Below are 15914 nucleotides of genomic sequence, written 5' to 3' on the forward strand. Positions count from 1 at the left end.
GCGAGCTTGCTCGCGATGGCGGTGGATCAGTTGCATTGATGTGACTGACACGCCGCCATCGCGAGCAAGCTCGCTCCCACAGGATCTGTGTATGAAGTGATATTCAGGCCTGCCCCAGCACAAGGAACCTGTGCGAGACTTGCCACAACAATAAAAACAGCTCCTGCGAGAGTGCCCCATGGCCGCACCTGCTCCTGCCTTGACCCACGAGGCCATCATCCAGGCTTCCTGGTCCCGTTGCCGTGCCTTTGGCCTGAATCACCAGAGCGTGCCTGCGTTCGATCAACTACCGGCCGACGGCATCGCCCAGTTGCTGGAGAGCCAGCATTCACTGGTGCAGACCACCCACCAGGAAGTCTTGCCGTACTACGAGAACATCCTGAGCAATTCCAATTGCCTGATCATGCTGGCCGACCATCAAGGCCAGGTCCTGACCTCCTGGGGCACCCAGCGCTTCATCGACCCGAAACTGGCCCATGGCTTCAGCGCCGGCGCGAGCTGGATGGAGCGCTGCACCGGGACCAACGCCATCGGCACCGCGCTGGCCTGCGAGCAGGCCGTGCACATCGAACATGATGAACACTTCCTCAAGGCCAACCGCTTCATGACCGGTTCCGCGGCGCCGATCTTCGACGCCGAACGCAAGGTCATCGCGGTGCTGGACGTCTCCAGCGACAGCTATCTGCCGCCCTCCCACACCCTGGGCATGGTCAAGATGATGAGCCAGACCGTGGAGAACCGGCTGATCCTCAACCTGTTTCGCGGTGAACATTTCCAGCTGACGTTCAACACCGGGCTGAACAACCTCGACAGCCAATGGGCCGGGCTGCTGATTTTCGATGAAACCGGTCAAATCCTGTCGGCCAATCGCCGCGCCGACAATCTGCTGGGCCTGAGCCTGTCGCGGGTGAGCATCGAAAGCCTGTTCAAGGTCTCGCTGATGGAGCTGTTGAACCAGCCCGACGGCCTGCCGTTCGCCTTGCAGGCGTCCGGACGCAATCGCTTCCAGTGCCTGCTCAAGCGGCCGAAACAGCTTTCGGTCAAGCCACGCATTTTCGCCGAACCGACGCCCTCGCCGACGCCAGCGCCGGCCAACACCGGGATCAGTCTCAACTCTCTGCACTTTGGCGACAGTCGCGTGGAAAAAGCCGTGCGGCAGGCCGAACGCCTGTTGGAAAAAGATATTCCGCTGCTGATCCACGGCGAAACCGGCGTCGGCAAGGAAGTGTTCGTCAAAGCGCTGCACCAGGCCAGTTCGCGTTGCAAGCAACCGTTCATCGCGGTCAACTGCGCGGCGATTCCCGCCGAGCTGGTGGAATCGGAACTGTTCGGCTATGAAAAAGGCGCCTTCACCGGCGCCAATCAAAAGGGCAGCATTGGCCTGATCCGCAAGGCGGATCGCGGCACGTTGTTCCTCGACGAAATCGGTGACATGCCGCTGCCGACCCAGGCCCGTCTGTTGCGTGTGTTGCAGGAGCGATGCGTGCAACCGGTGGGCAGCGCCGAGCTTTTCCCGGTGGATATTCGCATCATCTCCGCCACCAACCGCTCGCTGCGTGAACAGGTGCAACTGGGGCGGTTTCGTGAGGATCTGTACTACCGCATCGGCGGCCTGACCCTGGAGCTGCCGCCGCTGCGCGAACGCAGCGACAAGCAGGCGCTGTTCAAACGCCTTTGGGAACACCACCGCGAGCCGACCCAATGGGCTGGCCTGAGCCGTGAAGTCCTGGAGTTGTTCGAGCAACATCCTTGGCCGGGCAATCTGCGGCAAGTCAGCAGTGTGCTGCAAGTTGCCCTGGCCATGGCCGAGGAGCAGCCGATCCGCCCGGAGCATCTTCCTGACGACTTCTTCGTTGACTTGGAAATGGAACCGGTGGAGACGCCGGAGCCACTGACGGTGGACCTGAACGATGCCGAAGACCTGAACCGCCAGTTGCAGGCGGTGGGCGGGAACATTTCCCACCTGGCGCGGCGCCTCGGAGTCAGCCGCAACACCTTGTACAAGCGCCTGCGACAATCTGAAAGCTGACACAAATCCTGTGTGGGGGTGAGCTTGCTCGCGATAGCGTCAGTTCAGCCGATGATGAGGTGACTGATACAACGCCATCGCGAGCAAGCTCGCTCCCACAAGCTGCCATTTCATTGGAACAACGGATCAGTCGAACGCACCGTTGAGCACTTCATAGATGATACCGCTGGCGATCGCCACCAGAATCAAGTCCGTGCCAACCTGCTGCCATTCATAACCGTCATAGTGCGGCAAACGCCCCAGCAAACGCCCGTCGAGCTTCTTGGCGATGCCAGGGGGGAGCGGTTTGCCACGGGCCAGGTTCTTCTGGATACCCGGCGGCAGTGCCGGGCCTGGGCTCCAGTAATCGCGATAACCGCCAATCACGCCAAGAATGCCGCCACGATCGATGCTCGGGCCGTTATGCCAATCGCCACCGCCCTGGTTGCCTTTGCCACCCTGGTTGCCCTTGTTACCGGAGTTTCCCTGGCTGCCCTGGTTACCCTTATTGCCAGCATTTCCCTGTCCGCCCTTGTTGCCCTGTCCGCCCTTGCCTCCTTGCCCCTGGCCTTGATCGAATTGAGCGTTTCCCTTGCCGTTACCCGGGTCCGCCACAACAATCCCAGGGCCCGCGGCCAAGGCGAAACAGGTGACTGCAGCAATCAACGAGCGCGATTTGAACATGGCAGTTCTCTCAAAAAGGGGATGTCCCCTGTAAAGATATAGAGACTAACGGTGATATTAGTTCCATATCACGCTTACGTCATTCGCCGGCCCGACCTGGTCCACTGTTGCCCGAAAACGCCGCCACCCTGCGCCACAGGTTGATTGACTTGGTTTTGTATTATCAGTGACTTATTTCTGAGGCATGGTTGAAACGTTGCCGGCCTCGACGGCCACTGGTCGCCTTTGAAACTTCGCGAACGTCACGCGGGCGTGTCTGGCTCAAGGTTTGCAGCGGACCGTGGTAGCAGCGCAGGACGACGTCTTCCTGGCGCGGCAGCAAATTCTCAACGCTTGGTCAGCCACCGGAGATGTACCGTGTCAACTCTCAACGAAATCGCAGCGAACCACGCGAGAATGGCAAAGTTAAAGGAAGAAGAGTCGATGCGGCTGAATGCGCTTCAAAGCCAGATAGTGGGCAGTTTTGAAATGCCGTCCACCCAGCCTACACATGAAATGCCGCTGCACTTCTTGACCATAGCGACGGAGCATGTTTTTGCCGAGGCCGTGATTTGACGGTTTGCCCTAGTATTTGATCAACCTGTCGCCCGTTATACAACGGGCGCGTCACGTTCGCCTGCCTTCAACTTCTCTAGCCTTCCCCCAAGCGCCATGCCTGCGTCCGCAGGATCTACCGTGATGCCCATCACAGATCAGCGAGTCAGCTAAACAGCCAGTGCGGTATTTTCGTGCGCGAACGCTTATAAAGCGGACAGTAAAAACTGCTTCAAAGTCGCGCGACCTCTCGAGAGAACGAATTCTTTCATGGAAAACAAGGAACGATAAAAATGAGCACCCCCGAGCACGTGGAAAGCACCGACAAATACAGCGCCAAATGGCAAGAACGCTTTGACTTCTTTGAAACCTATGGCGCACCCAACGACCCGCGCTACAAGGAAGCCGTCAAGACGCTGCCGGATTTCAAGAAAAAAATATTGATCAACGCCAACGTGATCGCGTTTTTCTTCGGCCCGATCTACCTGTTTGTCCTGGGACTCTGGAAGAAAAACCTGGCCCTGCTTGGGGCTTTCCTGGCGATCAACATCGTATTGAGCGTGGTCTTCGCCATTATCGGCATGGATTTCCCCCGACCTTTGAGCATGGGCCTGAACGTCGCGATGTCGATGATGTACGCGCTGATGACCAACTACGCTTACTACTTGAAAGAAATCAAAGGCGAGCAAGACTGGAATCCGCTCAAGGGCATGCGCCTCTGATAACGGGTTTAATCGTCAGTGCGCATAAAAATGGCGCAAACCGTCAAGCCCGATTGTCTATTGGAAGTCGCCTGGGATAACCAGGCTTTCTTCCAAGGAGCTCGAAAATGGCTGACGACTTGAGCAACCGCGGACCGCGAGACCGGAGCCGCATCAACACTTCCGAAGAGTGGGAACTGAGATACTGGACAAAAGAGTTCGGCGTAACCGAAGACGAACTCAAGGCAGCGGTCAAGGCCGTTGGGGCAGGAGCCGAAGATGTTCGCAGGCAACTGAAAAAATAATCTAAAAGCCCTACATGACTGTAGGGCTTTTTTGTAGGTATTCGCGCCCCTCGATAAGCCTGTTAGAGAAAATGAATTACCCGCCGTGACGTTCGGTCAACAATTATGAACGCAGTAATCTGACGAGGTAACAGCGATGACTATCGAAGCAGAGACACTCGTACAACTGACCGAAGCACTTCAAGAACGCGGGATGGTACTGGTATCCGACGTGGCGTTTATCCGCGCACCCTATCGGCAGGATCATCATTGGGTTTGCACGGTCGAGTGATTAGGAATCCGCCGTGTTCATCGCGCCGGCAGTTCAATCAGAACGCGCCTGCGCCGAAAGCGGAACATCGAACACTCGATCGAATATCCACTGAAAAACCAGCGAGTAAAAAAAGAAAAATACAAACAAGCCCAGGTTCGTCACCAGCGCCAACCACAGGCTGATACCCAACCAGGCTCCAATCACCGGCGTCAGGATCAGCGTCAAGCCGCCCTCGAATCCAAGGGAATGAAGCAGTCGACGTTGCCAATTGCGATGGCGGCTGCGCTGACGCCGCTCCCACCATTCGAACAGGCCGTTGAAAAGCATGTTCCAGGCCAGCGCAACGGCAGAAATCACCAGCGACAGCAGGGTCGAATAGGCCATGCCCTGCCCATAGACGAGCGCAAGGGATGGCGCGACAAAAAGCACACCACCGGCCTCATAGAGTATGGCCTGAAGAATTCTGCGAGCTGCGCCTTGCATCGATGGACTCCAGGAACCGAGAAGGAACCACAGCCTGGCAAGTTGAGCGCTCACGCTCAATTGAGCTAAATTGAGCCACGCTCAACCTGAGTAACCTTCCCGCCCATGTTCGCCAAACTGCCCCTTACCGCGTTGCGCGGCTTCGAATCCGCCGCACGGCTGGGTAGCTTCAAGGCGGCGGCCCAGGAACTGAATGTCAGCCCGGCGACGATCTCCCATCAGGTCAAAAGCCTCGAAGCGTTTCTCGGCGTGCGACTGTTCGAACGCTCCAGCCAAAACGTGCGCCTGAGCGCTGACGGCGAACGCCTCCAGCCGTACCTGCACCGCGCCCTGCTCGATATCCAACACGGCCTGCAAATGCTGGTGCCGTCGTGTACCGCACAGTCCTTGGTGGTGAGCACAACGCCAGCGTTCGCCAGCCTGTGGCTGATACCTCGGCTCGGAGACTTTCATCGGTTGCATCCGGAGATTGATGTCAGGCTGCACAGCAGCAACGACGTGGTCGACCTACAACGTGACGCCAGCATCGACCTGGCGATCCGGGCCCTCTTCGCGCCAGATCCTCACCTGTTCGAGCAACCTCTACTGGATGAATACTTTGGTGCTTATTGCCAACCCGGTTGGCAACCGCCCACAGCGGGCTCGCCCGTCGAACTCATCGACGTGCCATGGCTGAGCAGCGCAAATGTCGCGGTCGATTGGGCTGCATGGTGCGCCAAGGCCGGCACCCTGGGCTGGCTGGAGAACGCGCGCTTTCGACGTTATGACGAGGAACAGCATGCCTTGCAGGCGGCGGTCGCGGGGCACGGGCTGGTGCTTGCCAGCAATGTGCTGGTTGCCGACGCGGTTGCGCGTGGGGAGTTGATTGATTACCGGCCTGAGGTTCGTTTGGCGGGGGCGCGGTATACGGTGGTGTGCGTGCCGGGGCGGGAGCGGCAGGTGGAGGTGCGGGCTTTTAGTGAGTGGGTGTTGGGGCGGAATGTTGGTTGAGTTGGATAGCACCATCAAAGAAGTTTGTTGCAGGACAAGGTGATACTTCACGGAGAGCCACATCAGGATGGAAGATGGAGACGGAGCTATTTCCTCGGAAAAATGCCGAAATGAAAATTCCGTCCCTGCGTCAAACCTCGGTGAGAACAGTACTGGTAGGATCCTGCTATCTTTTTTTGATAGCATGAGCAAAATGAACAACAGGCACCGGAAAATTTGGGAAGCGATCTACCACACAACCAGCGCGACGGTAGTGTTTGCTGACATTGAGGCTTTAGTCGTCCATTTGGGCGGTAAAGTGTTGGAACGCCAAGGATCGCGGGTCAAGCTCGTGCTACGAGAGGCCCAGTGACGCTGTCATCGGCCGCACCCCGGAAAGGAAGCCAAGAAATATCAGGTAGAAGAGGCTCGTGAATTTTTCCAGCGGGCAGGAGTAGAGCTATGAACAGCATGACTTATAAGGGTTACACAGCCCGAGTTGAGTTTGATGAGCGCGACGACATCTTTGTCGGCCGGGTCCTGGGCGTCCGTGACATCATCAGCTTCCATGCCGACTCAGTGGCGGAGCTACGAGCGGAATTTGCTGCCGCGATTGAGGATTATTTGGCGGACTGTGCCGAGCAAGGTATCAGCCCAGAGAAGCCCGCTTCGGGGAAGGTAATGCTGCGCATCCGCCCGGAAGTGCACGCCGCGGCTACCATTGCAGCCCAAGCCGCTGGCAAAAGCCTGAACCAGTGGGCGGACGAAGTGTTTGAACGAGCAGCACACGCTTGACCACAAACAAGCCCGGCACCAAACCGGGCCTTCAATGAAGCACTCTACGGCTTTCCCCTATCCTTATGCGGTCAAGGGCGCGGTTTAACGCATCCAGCGCCTTTAAGAGTGCCTGTGCCTCGGCTTCCCGACCATCTCCCCACAGGCGCTCAGCCATCTTGTTGAGCGCCAGGATAGATCGCTCGATTTCGGCAGCACTGGCTGTCGTTTTGTCGTCTGGTTGTTTCTTTGGCATGTTCACTGATGCTTTCTTCAAGGTGGGTCGGCGCTTTCACATTACAGGCATACCACGAGGCACCCGACGGTGCACCTAAGCATCGCAGAGCGCCACGCTCAAGCCCAGATGGCCGACTCTCTGTGAATAATCAGCGCCAGCCTAAGCCTACTTCGCACCACCGTTGCCACGATTCGTCTGGGCGTCCTGGTCGGACCCGGGGTTTCCAGGCGGCGGATTCCAATCTTCAGGCCTCTCGCCAGTGCCCTGCTTTGGCTCAGACTCAGCCTGCTCAAGACCGGAACCATGTCCTTTGCCCGTATCAGGCGCTTTCTCATCTGGCCCCGGATATGGCGCTTCCGGACCGTTATTATCAATCACCATAATCCCTCTCCTGTCTGGAGCGCAGTTCTGCGCATACGTATGAGAGGGCTTGCTTACATAGGAAGTGCTATGTCCGCGACGAGTGGAAGACCCCTTCGAAAAGCGAAAAGGCTCGATGCACGAAACTGTTGAAGCGAGCGGCATCACGCCGCAACCCTGATTGTTGTCCGCCAATCAGGCACAGGTGGGCCACATGACCAATCACTTCTGCTTCGCCTGGCAGATGAGCCAAGCGGCGACCCGTTCGTATCGCGAAGTCGAGTCGTGTTGTGTCAACTCGCTGCTGGAACTCGCCTACCAACGGATCGTGCAGCGACCAGGCGCGGATGGAAATTTCCCGGCCAGGTTGTTTCTCAGCGGCAATGCTCAAGTAGCGTTTCAAGGTATCGCCCGCGCTACGCCCCTCCCCCGCATAAGCGAGCATGCGCTCCGTGTAGTCTTCTTCCCAGGCGGTTAGCAAAGTGCGGACAAAATCTTCGCGATTATGGAAATGGTGATAGAACGATCCGCGCGTCACATTCAATCGGCGCGATAGACTTTCGGCTGAAATGCCAATATGCCCTACCTGGTCGAGTGCCTCAAAACCAGCCGCGATCCAATGGTTACGCGTTAGTTTTTCCATTCGTTATTTCGCTCCTATTTCGCACCATACAGGCTGTGTATGGCGCGCAACCGATTGATACCTTGCGAACACCGGCAAAGATGGCCGTTGCGTTTCATACGCCAGCAGTTTTGATGGAGCTCGCCTTGAAGAAAATCGTTCTAGTTGCTTTCGACCAGTTCACGGATATCGACCTATTCCTGATGTGGGACATCTTGGGCCGCAACACCAAAGACTGGCACGTCCGAATATTGGCTTCCAGCGCTATCGTGCGTTCGGCCCATGGCCTGCCTGTTTCAGTGCACGGTCCGCTTTCCGAGGCCAACAGCGCCGACGCGGTATTGTTCGTCAGCGGCAAGAAAGGGATACCCGCCGCACTGGCCGCCCCGGATTTCCTGCCATCGTTCGAACTTGACCCCAGACGCCAGCGAATCGGCTCCATCTGCGCTGGAGCTTTCATTCTCGAACGGCTTGGGCTGCTCAGCGGCCGGGCAACTACGCACCCGGATGCACGATCGGGCTTGCAAGCCCTGGGACTCGAATCCGTGGACCAGCCGCTTGTATGCCAAGGGAATGTGGCAACCGCGGGTGGATGCCTTTCGGCGCTCTATCTGGTGGGATGGTTGATCGAATCCTGGTTCGATGTCGACAAGCGCCGTGCGACATTACTTCCTGTTCTACCAGCAGGTCAGCAAGCGCTCTATGATGCCTTGATCGGGCTCAGTATCCGACAAGCAGAAATGGGAGCATCCCAACAAAAAAGCGACAAGGCATGTCGTCTAATTGGTAGTAGCACTCAGGAGAGATCCCCTATGCCCCGAAAATTTGAGCTCATCACGTCCGTGCCAGTCCCCTCAAGGTCCGGCATCACGCACCTTTACAAGTCGATGAACCTGGCGGACGCTTTTGCGATTCGGCTACCTGCGGGCACATCCGGCGATCCAGATTCGCTGGCTCGATTCATCCTTTCCAACCAACCATCCTGGATCGGATGGCTCATGAAAGTCCGAGACACCATCGCTGCCTGCTTTGGTCTCAAGACAGCCAGGCATCTGGCGACGCTTGCTGATCGGATTCAAATCTTCAAGGTCTACAGCACGAACCAGACCGAAATCGTCTTGGGAGAGGACGACAAGCACCTCGACTTCCGGATATCGATCCTGTGTTCAGGAGAGGCAGAGCCAGAGGGCAATCGCCAACTGGTGTTTTCAACCGTGGTCCATTGTCACAACCGTCTGGGCCGGGCCTACCTTTTTGTTATTGCTCCGTTTCACCGCTTGGTTGTCAAGGCCAGCCTCCGCCGTGCAGCGCGCGTTGGTTGGCCTATGGCTGCCTGAGGCGCGACACAAAAAATCCCGTGGCGAGGGAGCTTGCTCCCGCTGGGACGGTCCGACGCTTCGGGCGAAGCCGCCCCAAAAGGCATGGCGCTTTTTTCCAGAAAACCGAACAAAGATTGAAAGCGAACCGGGCTCCTCGCCTTACTTGGCTTTTGCGCCCTTGATGTCACTGATGATTTTCTGGGAAATAGCCTCGACCTGCTCCTTGGTCATCGCCGACATGACGCCTTCCCAGGCAGACGACGACGTGTCATACGTCCGGGTGCCGATCAGGCGGCCTGATTTCAAGTCCGAGTAATCTGCACTGGAATTGACCCACGCATTCCCCACCATGACCCCTGCGCCGTAGCGTGCGCCAGGCGTCAGATAACGGAAATTGCTCACGTTGATCTTGATGCCGACACCCTCTTTGCCCCCGGGACTCGAAGCCTGGCCTTCCGCAAGGCTATAGCCAGCGCGAGTCGCTTCGGCTTGCAGGGCATCGCGCCATTCCTGTTTCAAGCGAGGCCAGTCCTCGTTCTGTTGAACCTGGCTGTTTCCCTGGAAGTTCACCAGCAGGTTTTGCTTGGCTGACTCCTGGATGACCAGCGTTTCTGTCCCGCCGCTTTTGACGGAAGCAGCGCATCCGCTCAACATCAAAAGAGCAACAGCACAGGACAGTGCAATCGAAAGCTTGGAGTTGTTCATTGATTTCCCTATCCAAAAATCGGTGAGATGGAGGTCAAGTATGTCCGCCGGGGCAGATGGGTTATAAGGCGCTCATTAACGGACGCTTGCCGGGGTCACTTCAACACGAAGAGCGATCCATGCCAAGGCCGCAATCCACACGACGCATACGCCGTAATTAAGCCTTTGGTACAGGCCAAATCCATGCCCTTCGGCGAATGCCTTGGACATCATCGCGACCGTCACGACAGCCAGGATCAAGCAAAGCATCGAGAACCTTCCGAAACCAGGTGACGACAACAGTCGTTTGCCGAGGAAAGTCCACAACACTATGGCCAGCGTCAGCGTGACGAACATGATCAAACCCGCCAGGTTATGAACCTGCTGGGAAATTGAAGGCTGCGCCGGCGCACATCCCTGATCACACGAAAAATAGCCAGCAGCAAAGCTCGCCAAGCCATGGAGCAATACTAAAACGGCGCTGAACAGGGCGAGGCGCGATCCCCCGAAGTTGCGTATCAAACCTATCGCGAACAGTACGAACAGCACACCCAGCGGAAAGTTATTCACCCAGGCCGAATAACCATGCGTGGGAGCCCCTACCGCGCCCAACATACTCATCGCCTGGTCGAGATGGCTATAACCCGGATAGCCCAGCGACGTCAGCGCCACACCCGCGAACAACCAAAGAGGAATCAACAGACCCAGTCCCAGCAAAATCCGGTCAATGGTTTTCAAAGTACGACGCTCCTTTTTAATGGCAATGGACCGCTCCGTCTCCTACGAAGCGTCGTCATGCTAGCGGGCGTCCGTCATGGAGGGTATCTATTTTTGCAAGCCAGCGGGTAGATGCGTCATCCTGTGGCCCCTTCGAACCATGGACGGTCCTCATGAGCAAATGCTTGCCGAGCACTTTTTCGCCGATTGCGAGAAAGCTACTCATTGCTGCGCTAGGAATCTTATCGCTCATACAGCCTTCGTCTTCCTTCGCAGATAACGTCAACGGCGAAAAACTCTATTTGCAGAGATGTGCCATGTGTCACGGAACAGACCTCAAGGCAACGGGACCACTGGCTGGAAAAAGCAACCCTCCCACACCTGACCTCACGACGTCCGCCTTCAAAAAGCGGCTGAGTGATTATCCGGGCGTAATTGTGTCATCGATAATCCTTCGTCCGAATGGCGACTTGATTCCGAAGACGTTGCGAGAGAATGGGGTACGGTTACCACCACATGCTTGGAGCGTTATGGATCTGCGGGATTTGAATCAGTATATGCGTGGGGTGATTGCGGGAAATCGGTGATCTTTGAAACGAAGATGGGGTTTCAGAGTTGCGCGTGGACGTAGGCGCTGGGTACAGAGTCTATTTCACCATGCGCGGTGGAGTGGTCATCGTGCTATTGGCAGGTGGTGACAAATCTTCACAAAATGCTGATATTCGGCGAGCGAAAAAATTGGCAAAGGAGATTTGAACATGAGCCAAAACCTGACGACATTTGATATGGCCGCGCTGCTCGATAACGATGAAGCAATCAGTCAATACCTCTCCCAAGTGTTGGCTGACGGAGACAGCGAAGAGTTCCTCCGAGCGATTGGTTATGTAGCCAAGGCCCGCGGCAAGGCGCAGATCGCCAAGGACCCCGGCTAGGGACGAGAAAGCCTACATGCCCATCACCGGCACCGACTGCATCCCGCAACCCTGCTCATCGACACCGAAGCGCCTCTAGACGCAATCTCAATGCTGCAATGTGCTGGCTTCTGAGATTTGTGTAGGAATTTGCGCCAATGCCTTTCGCGGCGCTCATTTTGGCGCTGTCGCGAGATTTAAAGATAGTTATCTTCTGCTGTGATGCTTCGTATTCAGCGCTTGAAAAATACATTGCACCGGGCACACCACCCTTCAGCTGCGCTCCGGCTCATTGGAAAACGGAGCAGAGGATGACCTGCATCGGCAACCGTCAAAACCAGAGAGAATCTTATGAATCTGCGCCGAATTTCGTCGGCTGGAACGCTCGTGCCTGCCCCTTCGACTATTTGAAGAACGCCGCCCGATACCTTGCTGTCAATCTGTTGCCACTCACACTGCCAGCCTGTTACCCACGTGAAGTCTTGAATTTGATAATCGCCGGTGGCGCTTTGGCATTGAGCGAGTTTCTTGTTGGAGGGGTCAAACACAAAAAATAGGGGGTTTGGAAAGCCGAGCAACTGATTATCGTCAAGGCTCAGACCTTCTTTTAGGTTGATGGATGCTACAAGAACTTTTGCTCGCCGCTTGCGCCGTATCAAATGCCATATGGAGAGGCAAAAAATAGAAATAGAAGCCAAGAAGAGCTGACGTCCTTCGACTGTAAGCTTATCGGGCGAAAACCGTATCATGCCCCACAAGAGTCCTGTCGTCGCAAGCCCCGATAACCAAGCGGCGGGGATCACTACACTGTTAGCGAGGTTAGCTCCGAGCGTCCTCAAACAGCTTGTCATAACTCCCCTATCCTTCCATTTGCCAAGCAAGCACGACTTGCTTCATTGCTGCCATCATCGCAATTAAGGCCAAATCCTGCTTATTTTCCTGTCATCAAATTTTGCAGGCCACCTGCGGAGCCGCAGCAGGCGTCAACTTTTGGGGAATCACAATTGAAGTGCCAGGCACCGCGCTCAGTTCGAGAACCGCCAACATGCAAATAAGCGCTTGGTCGCCATCTTTGTTTGGACTGCTATCGACCCCTACCACTGCTTCGTAGTCCTTTCCCGGCTCCAGCTTGTAGACGAGCGCCCGGCCACCGCAGGTTCGGTAAGTGTTGCCATTGCCAGCAATGGTCGCGCCCCGGGTTGCGATTTGGAAAGGCAGATCCGTCCTGACGCGATATTCGGTTACGATCTCCTTGTATACCCCTTCCCCCCTCCGAAGCGCAGGGATGTACTGGGTCAGAGTGGGCCAAACTCTCTGCGGCATGCCTAAGCTCGCCGACTTCAGGGGATACTGCGGATAATTGATGTTCGCCGTTCCATCCTGCCCGAAACGTCCAGCTTCAGCCATTTTATGTTGGGTAGCAGGAGCACAACCGCCGACGATGCTATCGCCTAACACGTCGGAGTTCGTGATAACGCGTACACGCGCCGTGCCCTCTGATTGAGCAGGCTCTTCGTAGGGAACTGATGGTATTCCAGAGCAGCCAGCAAGTGCTCCAGCAAAAAAAGTTACGAAACCGACAACCCGCATGACCATATCCTTATGTAATCGAGGTCCGCCCAATAAAAGGGGCAAAATCCTGCTGTAAAATCCGCAGACAACAAAAAAGGGCCCACCTTTCGGTGAGCCCTTCTAGACCGCCCAGCAGAGCGGATTTTGTTTGGTAGGCGCGATTGGACTCGAACCAACGACCCCCACCATGTCAAGGTGACCGTACTTCCATACTAACCCATTGATCTAAAAAGAAAAATAGGTGTTTGCCGCATTGCCAAAAACAGCTATAGCCCCCCATAAAAATCAATAACTTAGCGCTGTATTTTCCTACAGTTCTCCCTCCTCCCTCGGCCCGACCGGCCATCCTCCTCACGAGCTGCTAACCTGACTCCATGATTCAGGAGCTGCCTATGCCAAATTCTGACCTTCTCCCTTCCCTGCTATTTAAAATCAATGAAAACCAGCTTGCCCTTGAGGCAGCCATTCTCGAGCTGACCAACTGGGTGGAGGCGCGCGGCTCAGCTGACGTCGCCGACAATGTGCGTGGCGCTCTAGATACGATTGATAGGAATGAAGAGTTCATTAAGATGACCTTGGCGGTTTTGATGACGCCTGAATGACCGCTCTCGGCCAAAAGCAGCCGTTCAGTAAACGCTGACATTGGCTAGAGTGAAGCACGTTCTAGCTGCGGGGCGACATGGGTGCTCCAACACCGCTGCAGCGGCAAGCACATCAGGTAGTACATGAGCCAGCACGCGTAGATGCTGGAATGCAGGTAGCAGGCACCAGATGCCAGCTTGCCGTGTGCTATTTCGTGGCGCAGGCACGGGCCGCCTTTGAGATTGAAAAGCAGGTCAATCGTGTAGATCAGGTCGATGCCGAAAACCGACTCTAACTGCTCTCGTCGGTTACTCAGCAGCCCACTGAGCGACCGGTCTTCTTGCAGCAATTCTTCGTCCAGTTTCGATGTATCGATTCCAGCGTCACTGAGCACATGGCGTAGCGAGTTTTCGAGCTGTGGGAGCAGCAGATGGCAGGCGGACACCATGTCGCCCTGAAGGAAGCGCGCGAGGCCCAGGGCATAAATGTGCTCGAACCCTGACGGCACGAATGGGCTGGCTGACACGATGGCCATCAGGTGTCGATCGTCGACAGAAAATTTGCTCATGAGGATTTGGGCGGCCGGCTTTACTCGGCTTTCAACCCACATTTGGTACTGAATGTCCAAGTAGCGAAGGCTCTCATGGTCATACCACTCAGGAGGCGGCGTGTCGTCTAGATTGATGGTCGGTGCTTGTGTGACGACCCGGCCCAGGACGTCGGTGTAGATCTGTCCGTTGAAGAGGTCGGACAGGAGTGAGTCGCTACGGTCACGGATGATGTCCGTGTGCAGCACCATTTTCTCCGGTACCTCACAGATCCGGGCAAATGTGTAGAGGAATTCTGGAAGCGTCAGATCCTTGAAGACATTGATGGTGCCTTGGCGCTCCTCGCTCAAATCCATCGGGATCTGGAAGGAAGAGAATTCGTGAGCAGCCTGCGCTTGCAGCTCCAGCAACTCGGCCTTCAACGCTTCCAGTTCTGCTTGCATGCCTGGAATAGCGCGAAGCTCCCGTATGGCATCCCGCGTCCAGCTGGCTCTGGCCATGAAGCTGTCGACGCCTTCTCGCATCCTGAGCGTCTGCTCGATCGACTTTAACTTGCAGCGCTTGAAGCCTGCGTGATCTTTGGACTGATGATGGGCGAGGGCGGCAAGCTCCCACACGACTTTGACGGCCATGGCGTAGTCGCTGGCAGCGGCTGCGCTTGCCGACCTCTCCGCATCCTGTGCAACTTGCGCCCATTCGATCAGGTTGAAGGACTGGCCTAGCCGAGCCAATCGATCAAGCGACGTGAAACACCTCAGTTTCTCGGCATGGGTGTAAAGACGGTTCCACGTTGCGATCACGATCTCGGGCGGTGTTTTTCGCTTGCCTGTGCCGGCTACGATGTGGAAAGCCCTTTCGATCAGATCGACGACTTTGGAGGACAGCCCAGAGGGTGGCTCGTACCTGAACGAGAGCTTGTCGTCCAAGTAGAATTCGATCGTTTGACAGTAGGAAGTGATTGCCAAGACGGCGCTTCGATGCAGGTTTCTGTGGTTATACCAAGCCACATCCGCAACCCGAGCTCGCAGGAGGGGGTGGTCGATCATTTCGGCAATAGTGGCAAGCGCCTGGCTCTGCTCTCCAGCGATGTCAGCGGGGATGGGCGTGCGCATGCCATCCCTGATCAACCTTGGGCCGAAGGCATCTTGGCGATCTACAGAAAAATGGTAAGAGCACACCACCATGAGCACTCTGTAAGCCCGGTAGCCGCTGTAGTTCTTGTTCGCCAGCGCCTGCCTGGAGCGTGCGCTCAGCTCAGAGTCGAACGAGTAGAAGTCGAGCGTATCGACGGTCTCCAGCAGCCGGCTGATCTCGGTCTGCTGGAAATCATTGACAGAAGCAAATTCCAGCCGGGAGCGATCTGGTTCGTTACCGATGACCGTTTCCGGTGGTGCAGGAGCTCCCAGAACCAGCTCCATGTCGGGCTCCCTGTCAGAATTCCTGTCCGGCTCCTGTCCGGCTCCTAGCGCCACGTCCTGATCGTTTGATGGCCCGGTCTGTTCGCTCATTCCCTCTCCCTGCTCTGGATGATTTAACTACGCTGGCGGTGATCTGTACGGCTGTTTTTGAACGCAAAATCGTTCTACCAGAAGCCTCCAAGCATGCCACTTAAGTTTAGCGTTCATGGCAGCTTGCCATACATGCAATATG

At 56.2% G+C, this 15914-nt stretch carries 18 protein-coding genes and 3 pseudogenes; 12 read left to right on the forward strand and 9 right to left on the reverse strand.

The annotated features are described in order from the left end of the window. The first annotated feature begins 178 nt into the window (after positions 1 to 178). Positions 179 to 2029, forward strand: a complete 1851-nt coding sequence (locus JMN22_RS19615) for a sigma-54-dependent Fis family transcriptional regulator (RefSeq protein WP_030138083.1) — start codon at positions 179 to 181, stop codon at positions 2027 to 2029. 126 nt (positions 2030 to 2155) lie between these two features. Here JMN22_RS19615 and JMN22_RS19620 read toward each other — a convergent pair whose 3' ends face one another. Beyond that, on the reverse strand, positions 2156 to 2692 hold the full coding sequence (locus JMN22_RS19620; RefSeq protein ID WP_198795985.1) for an anti-virulence regulator CigR family protein: 537 nt from the start codon (positions 2690 to 2692) through the stop codon (positions 2156 to 2158). Between the two features lie 357 nt (positions 2693 to 3049). Here JMN22_RS19620 and JMN22_RS19625 point away from each other — a divergent pair, with 357 nt between their 5' ends. From JMN22_RS19625 to JMN22_RS19635, 3 genes are all read left to right on the forward strand, one after another. Further along, entirely contained in the window at positions 3050 to 3247 is a 198-nt protein-coding gene (locus JMN22_RS19625; RefSeq protein WP_198795984.1) for a hypothetical protein, read from the forward strand. Positions 3248 to 3519: 272 nt separating this feature from the next. After that, on the forward strand, positions 3520 to 3948 hold the full coding sequence (locus JMN22_RS19630) for a DUF2628 domain-containing protein (RefSeq protein ID WP_198795983.1): 429 nt from the start codon (positions 3520 to 3522) through the stop codon (positions 3946 to 3948). A 107-nt stretch (positions 3949 to 4055) separates the two neighbouring features. Then, a complete protein-coding gene (locus JMN22_RS19635) occupies positions 4056 to 4232 on the forward strand; it encodes a DUF3606 domain-containing protein (RefSeq protein ID WP_080628505.1) in 177 nt (58 codons plus the stop codon). A 304-nt stretch (positions 4233 to 4536) separates the two neighbouring features. Here the strand turns inward: JMN22_RS19635 and JMN22_RS19640 are convergent, their stop codons facing one another. Then, entirely contained in the window at positions 4537 to 4968 is a 432-nt protein-coding gene (locus JMN22_RS19640) for a PACE efflux transporter (RefSeq protein ID WP_198795982.1), read from the reverse strand. A 105-nt stretch (positions 4969 to 5073) separates the two neighbouring features. Between JMN22_RS19640 and JMN22_RS19645 the strand changes: the two genes are divergently transcribed. Together JMN22_RS19645 and JMN22_RS19650 are read left to right on the forward strand one after the other, a co-directional pair. Further along, the gene (locus JMN22_RS19645) at positions 5074 to 5958 is read left to right on the forward strand and encodes a LysR substrate-binding domain-containing protein (protein WP_198795981.1); all 885 of its coding nucleotides are present in this window, start codon (positions 5074 to 5076) and stop codon (positions 5956 to 5958) included. A gap of 441 nt (positions 5959 to 6399) precedes the next feature. After that, the gene (locus JMN22_RS19650; protein WP_030138077.1) at positions 6400 to 6732 is read left to right on the forward strand and encodes a type II toxin-antitoxin system HicB family antitoxin; all 333 of its coding nucleotides are present in this window, start codon (positions 6400 to 6402) and stop codon (positions 6730 to 6732) included. Positions 6733 to 6763: 31 nt separating this feature from the next. Here the strand turns inward: JMN22_RS19650 and JMN22_RS19655 are convergent, their stop codons facing one another. Together JMN22_RS19655 and JMN22_RS19660 are read right to left on the reverse strand one after the other, a co-directional pair. Beyond that, complete coding sequence (locus tag JMN22_RS19655) at positions 6764 to 6967, reverse strand: hypothetical protein (protein WP_030138076.1); 204 nt, start codon at positions 6965 to 6967, stop codon at positions 6764 to 6766. A gap of 430 nt (positions 6968 to 7397) precedes the next feature. Beyond that, positions 7398 to 7952: a TetR/AcrR family transcriptional regulator gene (locus JMN22_RS19660; protein WP_030138074.1), complete on the reverse strand. Its 555-nt coding sequence runs from the start codon at positions 7950 to 7952 to the stop codon at positions 7398 to 7400. 125 nt (positions 7953 to 8077) lie between these two features. On the opposite strand from JMN22_RS19660, the pseudogene JMN22_RS26730 reads away from it, so the two are divergent. Both JMN22_RS26730 and JMN22_RS26735 read left to right on the forward strand, forming a co-directional pair. Further along, a pseudogene (locus JMN22_RS26730) lies at positions 8078 to 8721 on the forward strand (DJ-1/PfpI family protein). 22 nt (positions 8722 to 8743) lie between these two features. Continuing rightward, entirely contained in the window at positions 8744 to 9268 is a 525-nt protein-coding gene (locus tag JMN22_RS26735; protein WP_198796069.1) for a DUF2867 domain-containing protein, read from the forward strand. Between the two features lie 141 nt (positions 9269 to 9409). Here the strand turns inward: JMN22_RS26735 and JMN22_RS19675 are convergent, their stop codons facing one another. Continuing rightward, positions 9410 to 9955 carry a DUF4410 domain-containing protein gene (locus tag JMN22_RS19675; protein ID WP_198795980.1) on the reverse strand — a complete coding sequence of 182 codons (546 nt, stop codon included), beginning with the start codon at positions 9953 to 9955 and terminating at the stop codon, positions 9410 to 9412. Positions 9956 to 10030: 75 nt separating this feature from the next. Continuing rightward, a complete protein-coding gene (locus JMN22_RS19680) occupies positions 10031 to 10672 on the reverse strand; it encodes a DUF998 domain-containing protein (RefSeq protein ID WP_198795979.1) in 642 nt (213 codons plus the stop codon). Positions 10673 to 10824: 152 nt separating this feature from the next. Between JMN22_RS19680 and JMN22_RS26575 the strand changes: the two genes are divergently transcribed. The 3 genes and pseudogenes from JMN22_RS26575 to JMN22_RS19690 all read left to right on the forward strand — a co-directional run. Then, on the forward strand, positions 10825 to 11238 hold the full coding sequence (locus JMN22_RS26575; protein WP_080628503.1) for a c-type cytochrome: 414 nt from the start codon (positions 10825 to 10827) through the stop codon (positions 11236 to 11238). Positions 11239 to 11251: 13 nt separating this feature from the next. After that, positions 11252 to 11407 (forward strand): annotated as a pseudogene (locus JMN22_RS19685) (type II toxin-antitoxin system RelE/ParE family toxin); the annotation flags it as partial. Positions 11408 to 11409: 2 nt separating this feature from the next. Continuing rightward, positions 11410 to 11580, forward strand: a pseudogene (locus tag JMN22_RS19690) (addiction module antidote protein); the annotation flags it as partial. 215 nt (positions 11581 to 11795) lie between these two features. On the opposite strand, the gene JMN22_RS19695 reads toward JMN22_RS19690, so the two are convergent. Together JMN22_RS19695 and JMN22_RS19700 are read right to left on the reverse strand one after the other, a co-directional pair. Next, positions 11796 to 12311, reverse strand: coding sequence for a hypothetical protein (locus JMN22_RS19695; protein ID WP_237403217.1), 516 nt, complete (start codon positions 12309 to 12311; stop codon positions 11796 to 11798). A 196-nt stretch (positions 12312 to 12507) separates the two neighbouring features. Then, the gene (locus JMN22_RS19700) at positions 12508 to 13152 is read right to left on the reverse strand and encodes a hypothetical protein (protein ID WP_198795978.1); all 645 of its coding nucleotides are present in this window, start codon (positions 13150 to 13152) and stop codon (positions 12508 to 12510) included. Between the two features lie 374 nt (positions 13153 to 13526). Between JMN22_RS19700 and JMN22_RS19705 the strand changes: the two genes are divergently transcribed. Further along, positions 13527 to 13736, forward strand: a complete 210-nt coding sequence (locus JMN22_RS19705; RefSeq protein WP_198795977.1) for a hypothetical protein — start codon at positions 13527 to 13529, stop codon at positions 13734 to 13736. 44 nt (positions 13737 to 13780) lie between these two features. Here JMN22_RS19705 and JMN22_RS19710 read toward each other — a convergent pair whose 3' ends face one another. After that, positions 13781 to 15772, reverse strand: a complete 1992-nt coding sequence (locus JMN22_RS19710) for a DUF4209 domain-containing protein (RefSeq protein ID WP_198795976.1) — start codon at positions 15770 to 15772, stop codon at positions 13781 to 13783. Between the last annotated feature and the right edge of the window lie 142 nt (positions 15773 to 15914).

It is taken from the genome of Pseudomonas sp. HB05 (genome assembly GCF_016756915.1).
Classification (GTDB): domain Bacteria; phylum Pseudomonadota; class Gammaproteobacteria; order Pseudomonadales; family Pseudomonadaceae; genus Aquipseudomonas; species Aquipseudomonas alvandae.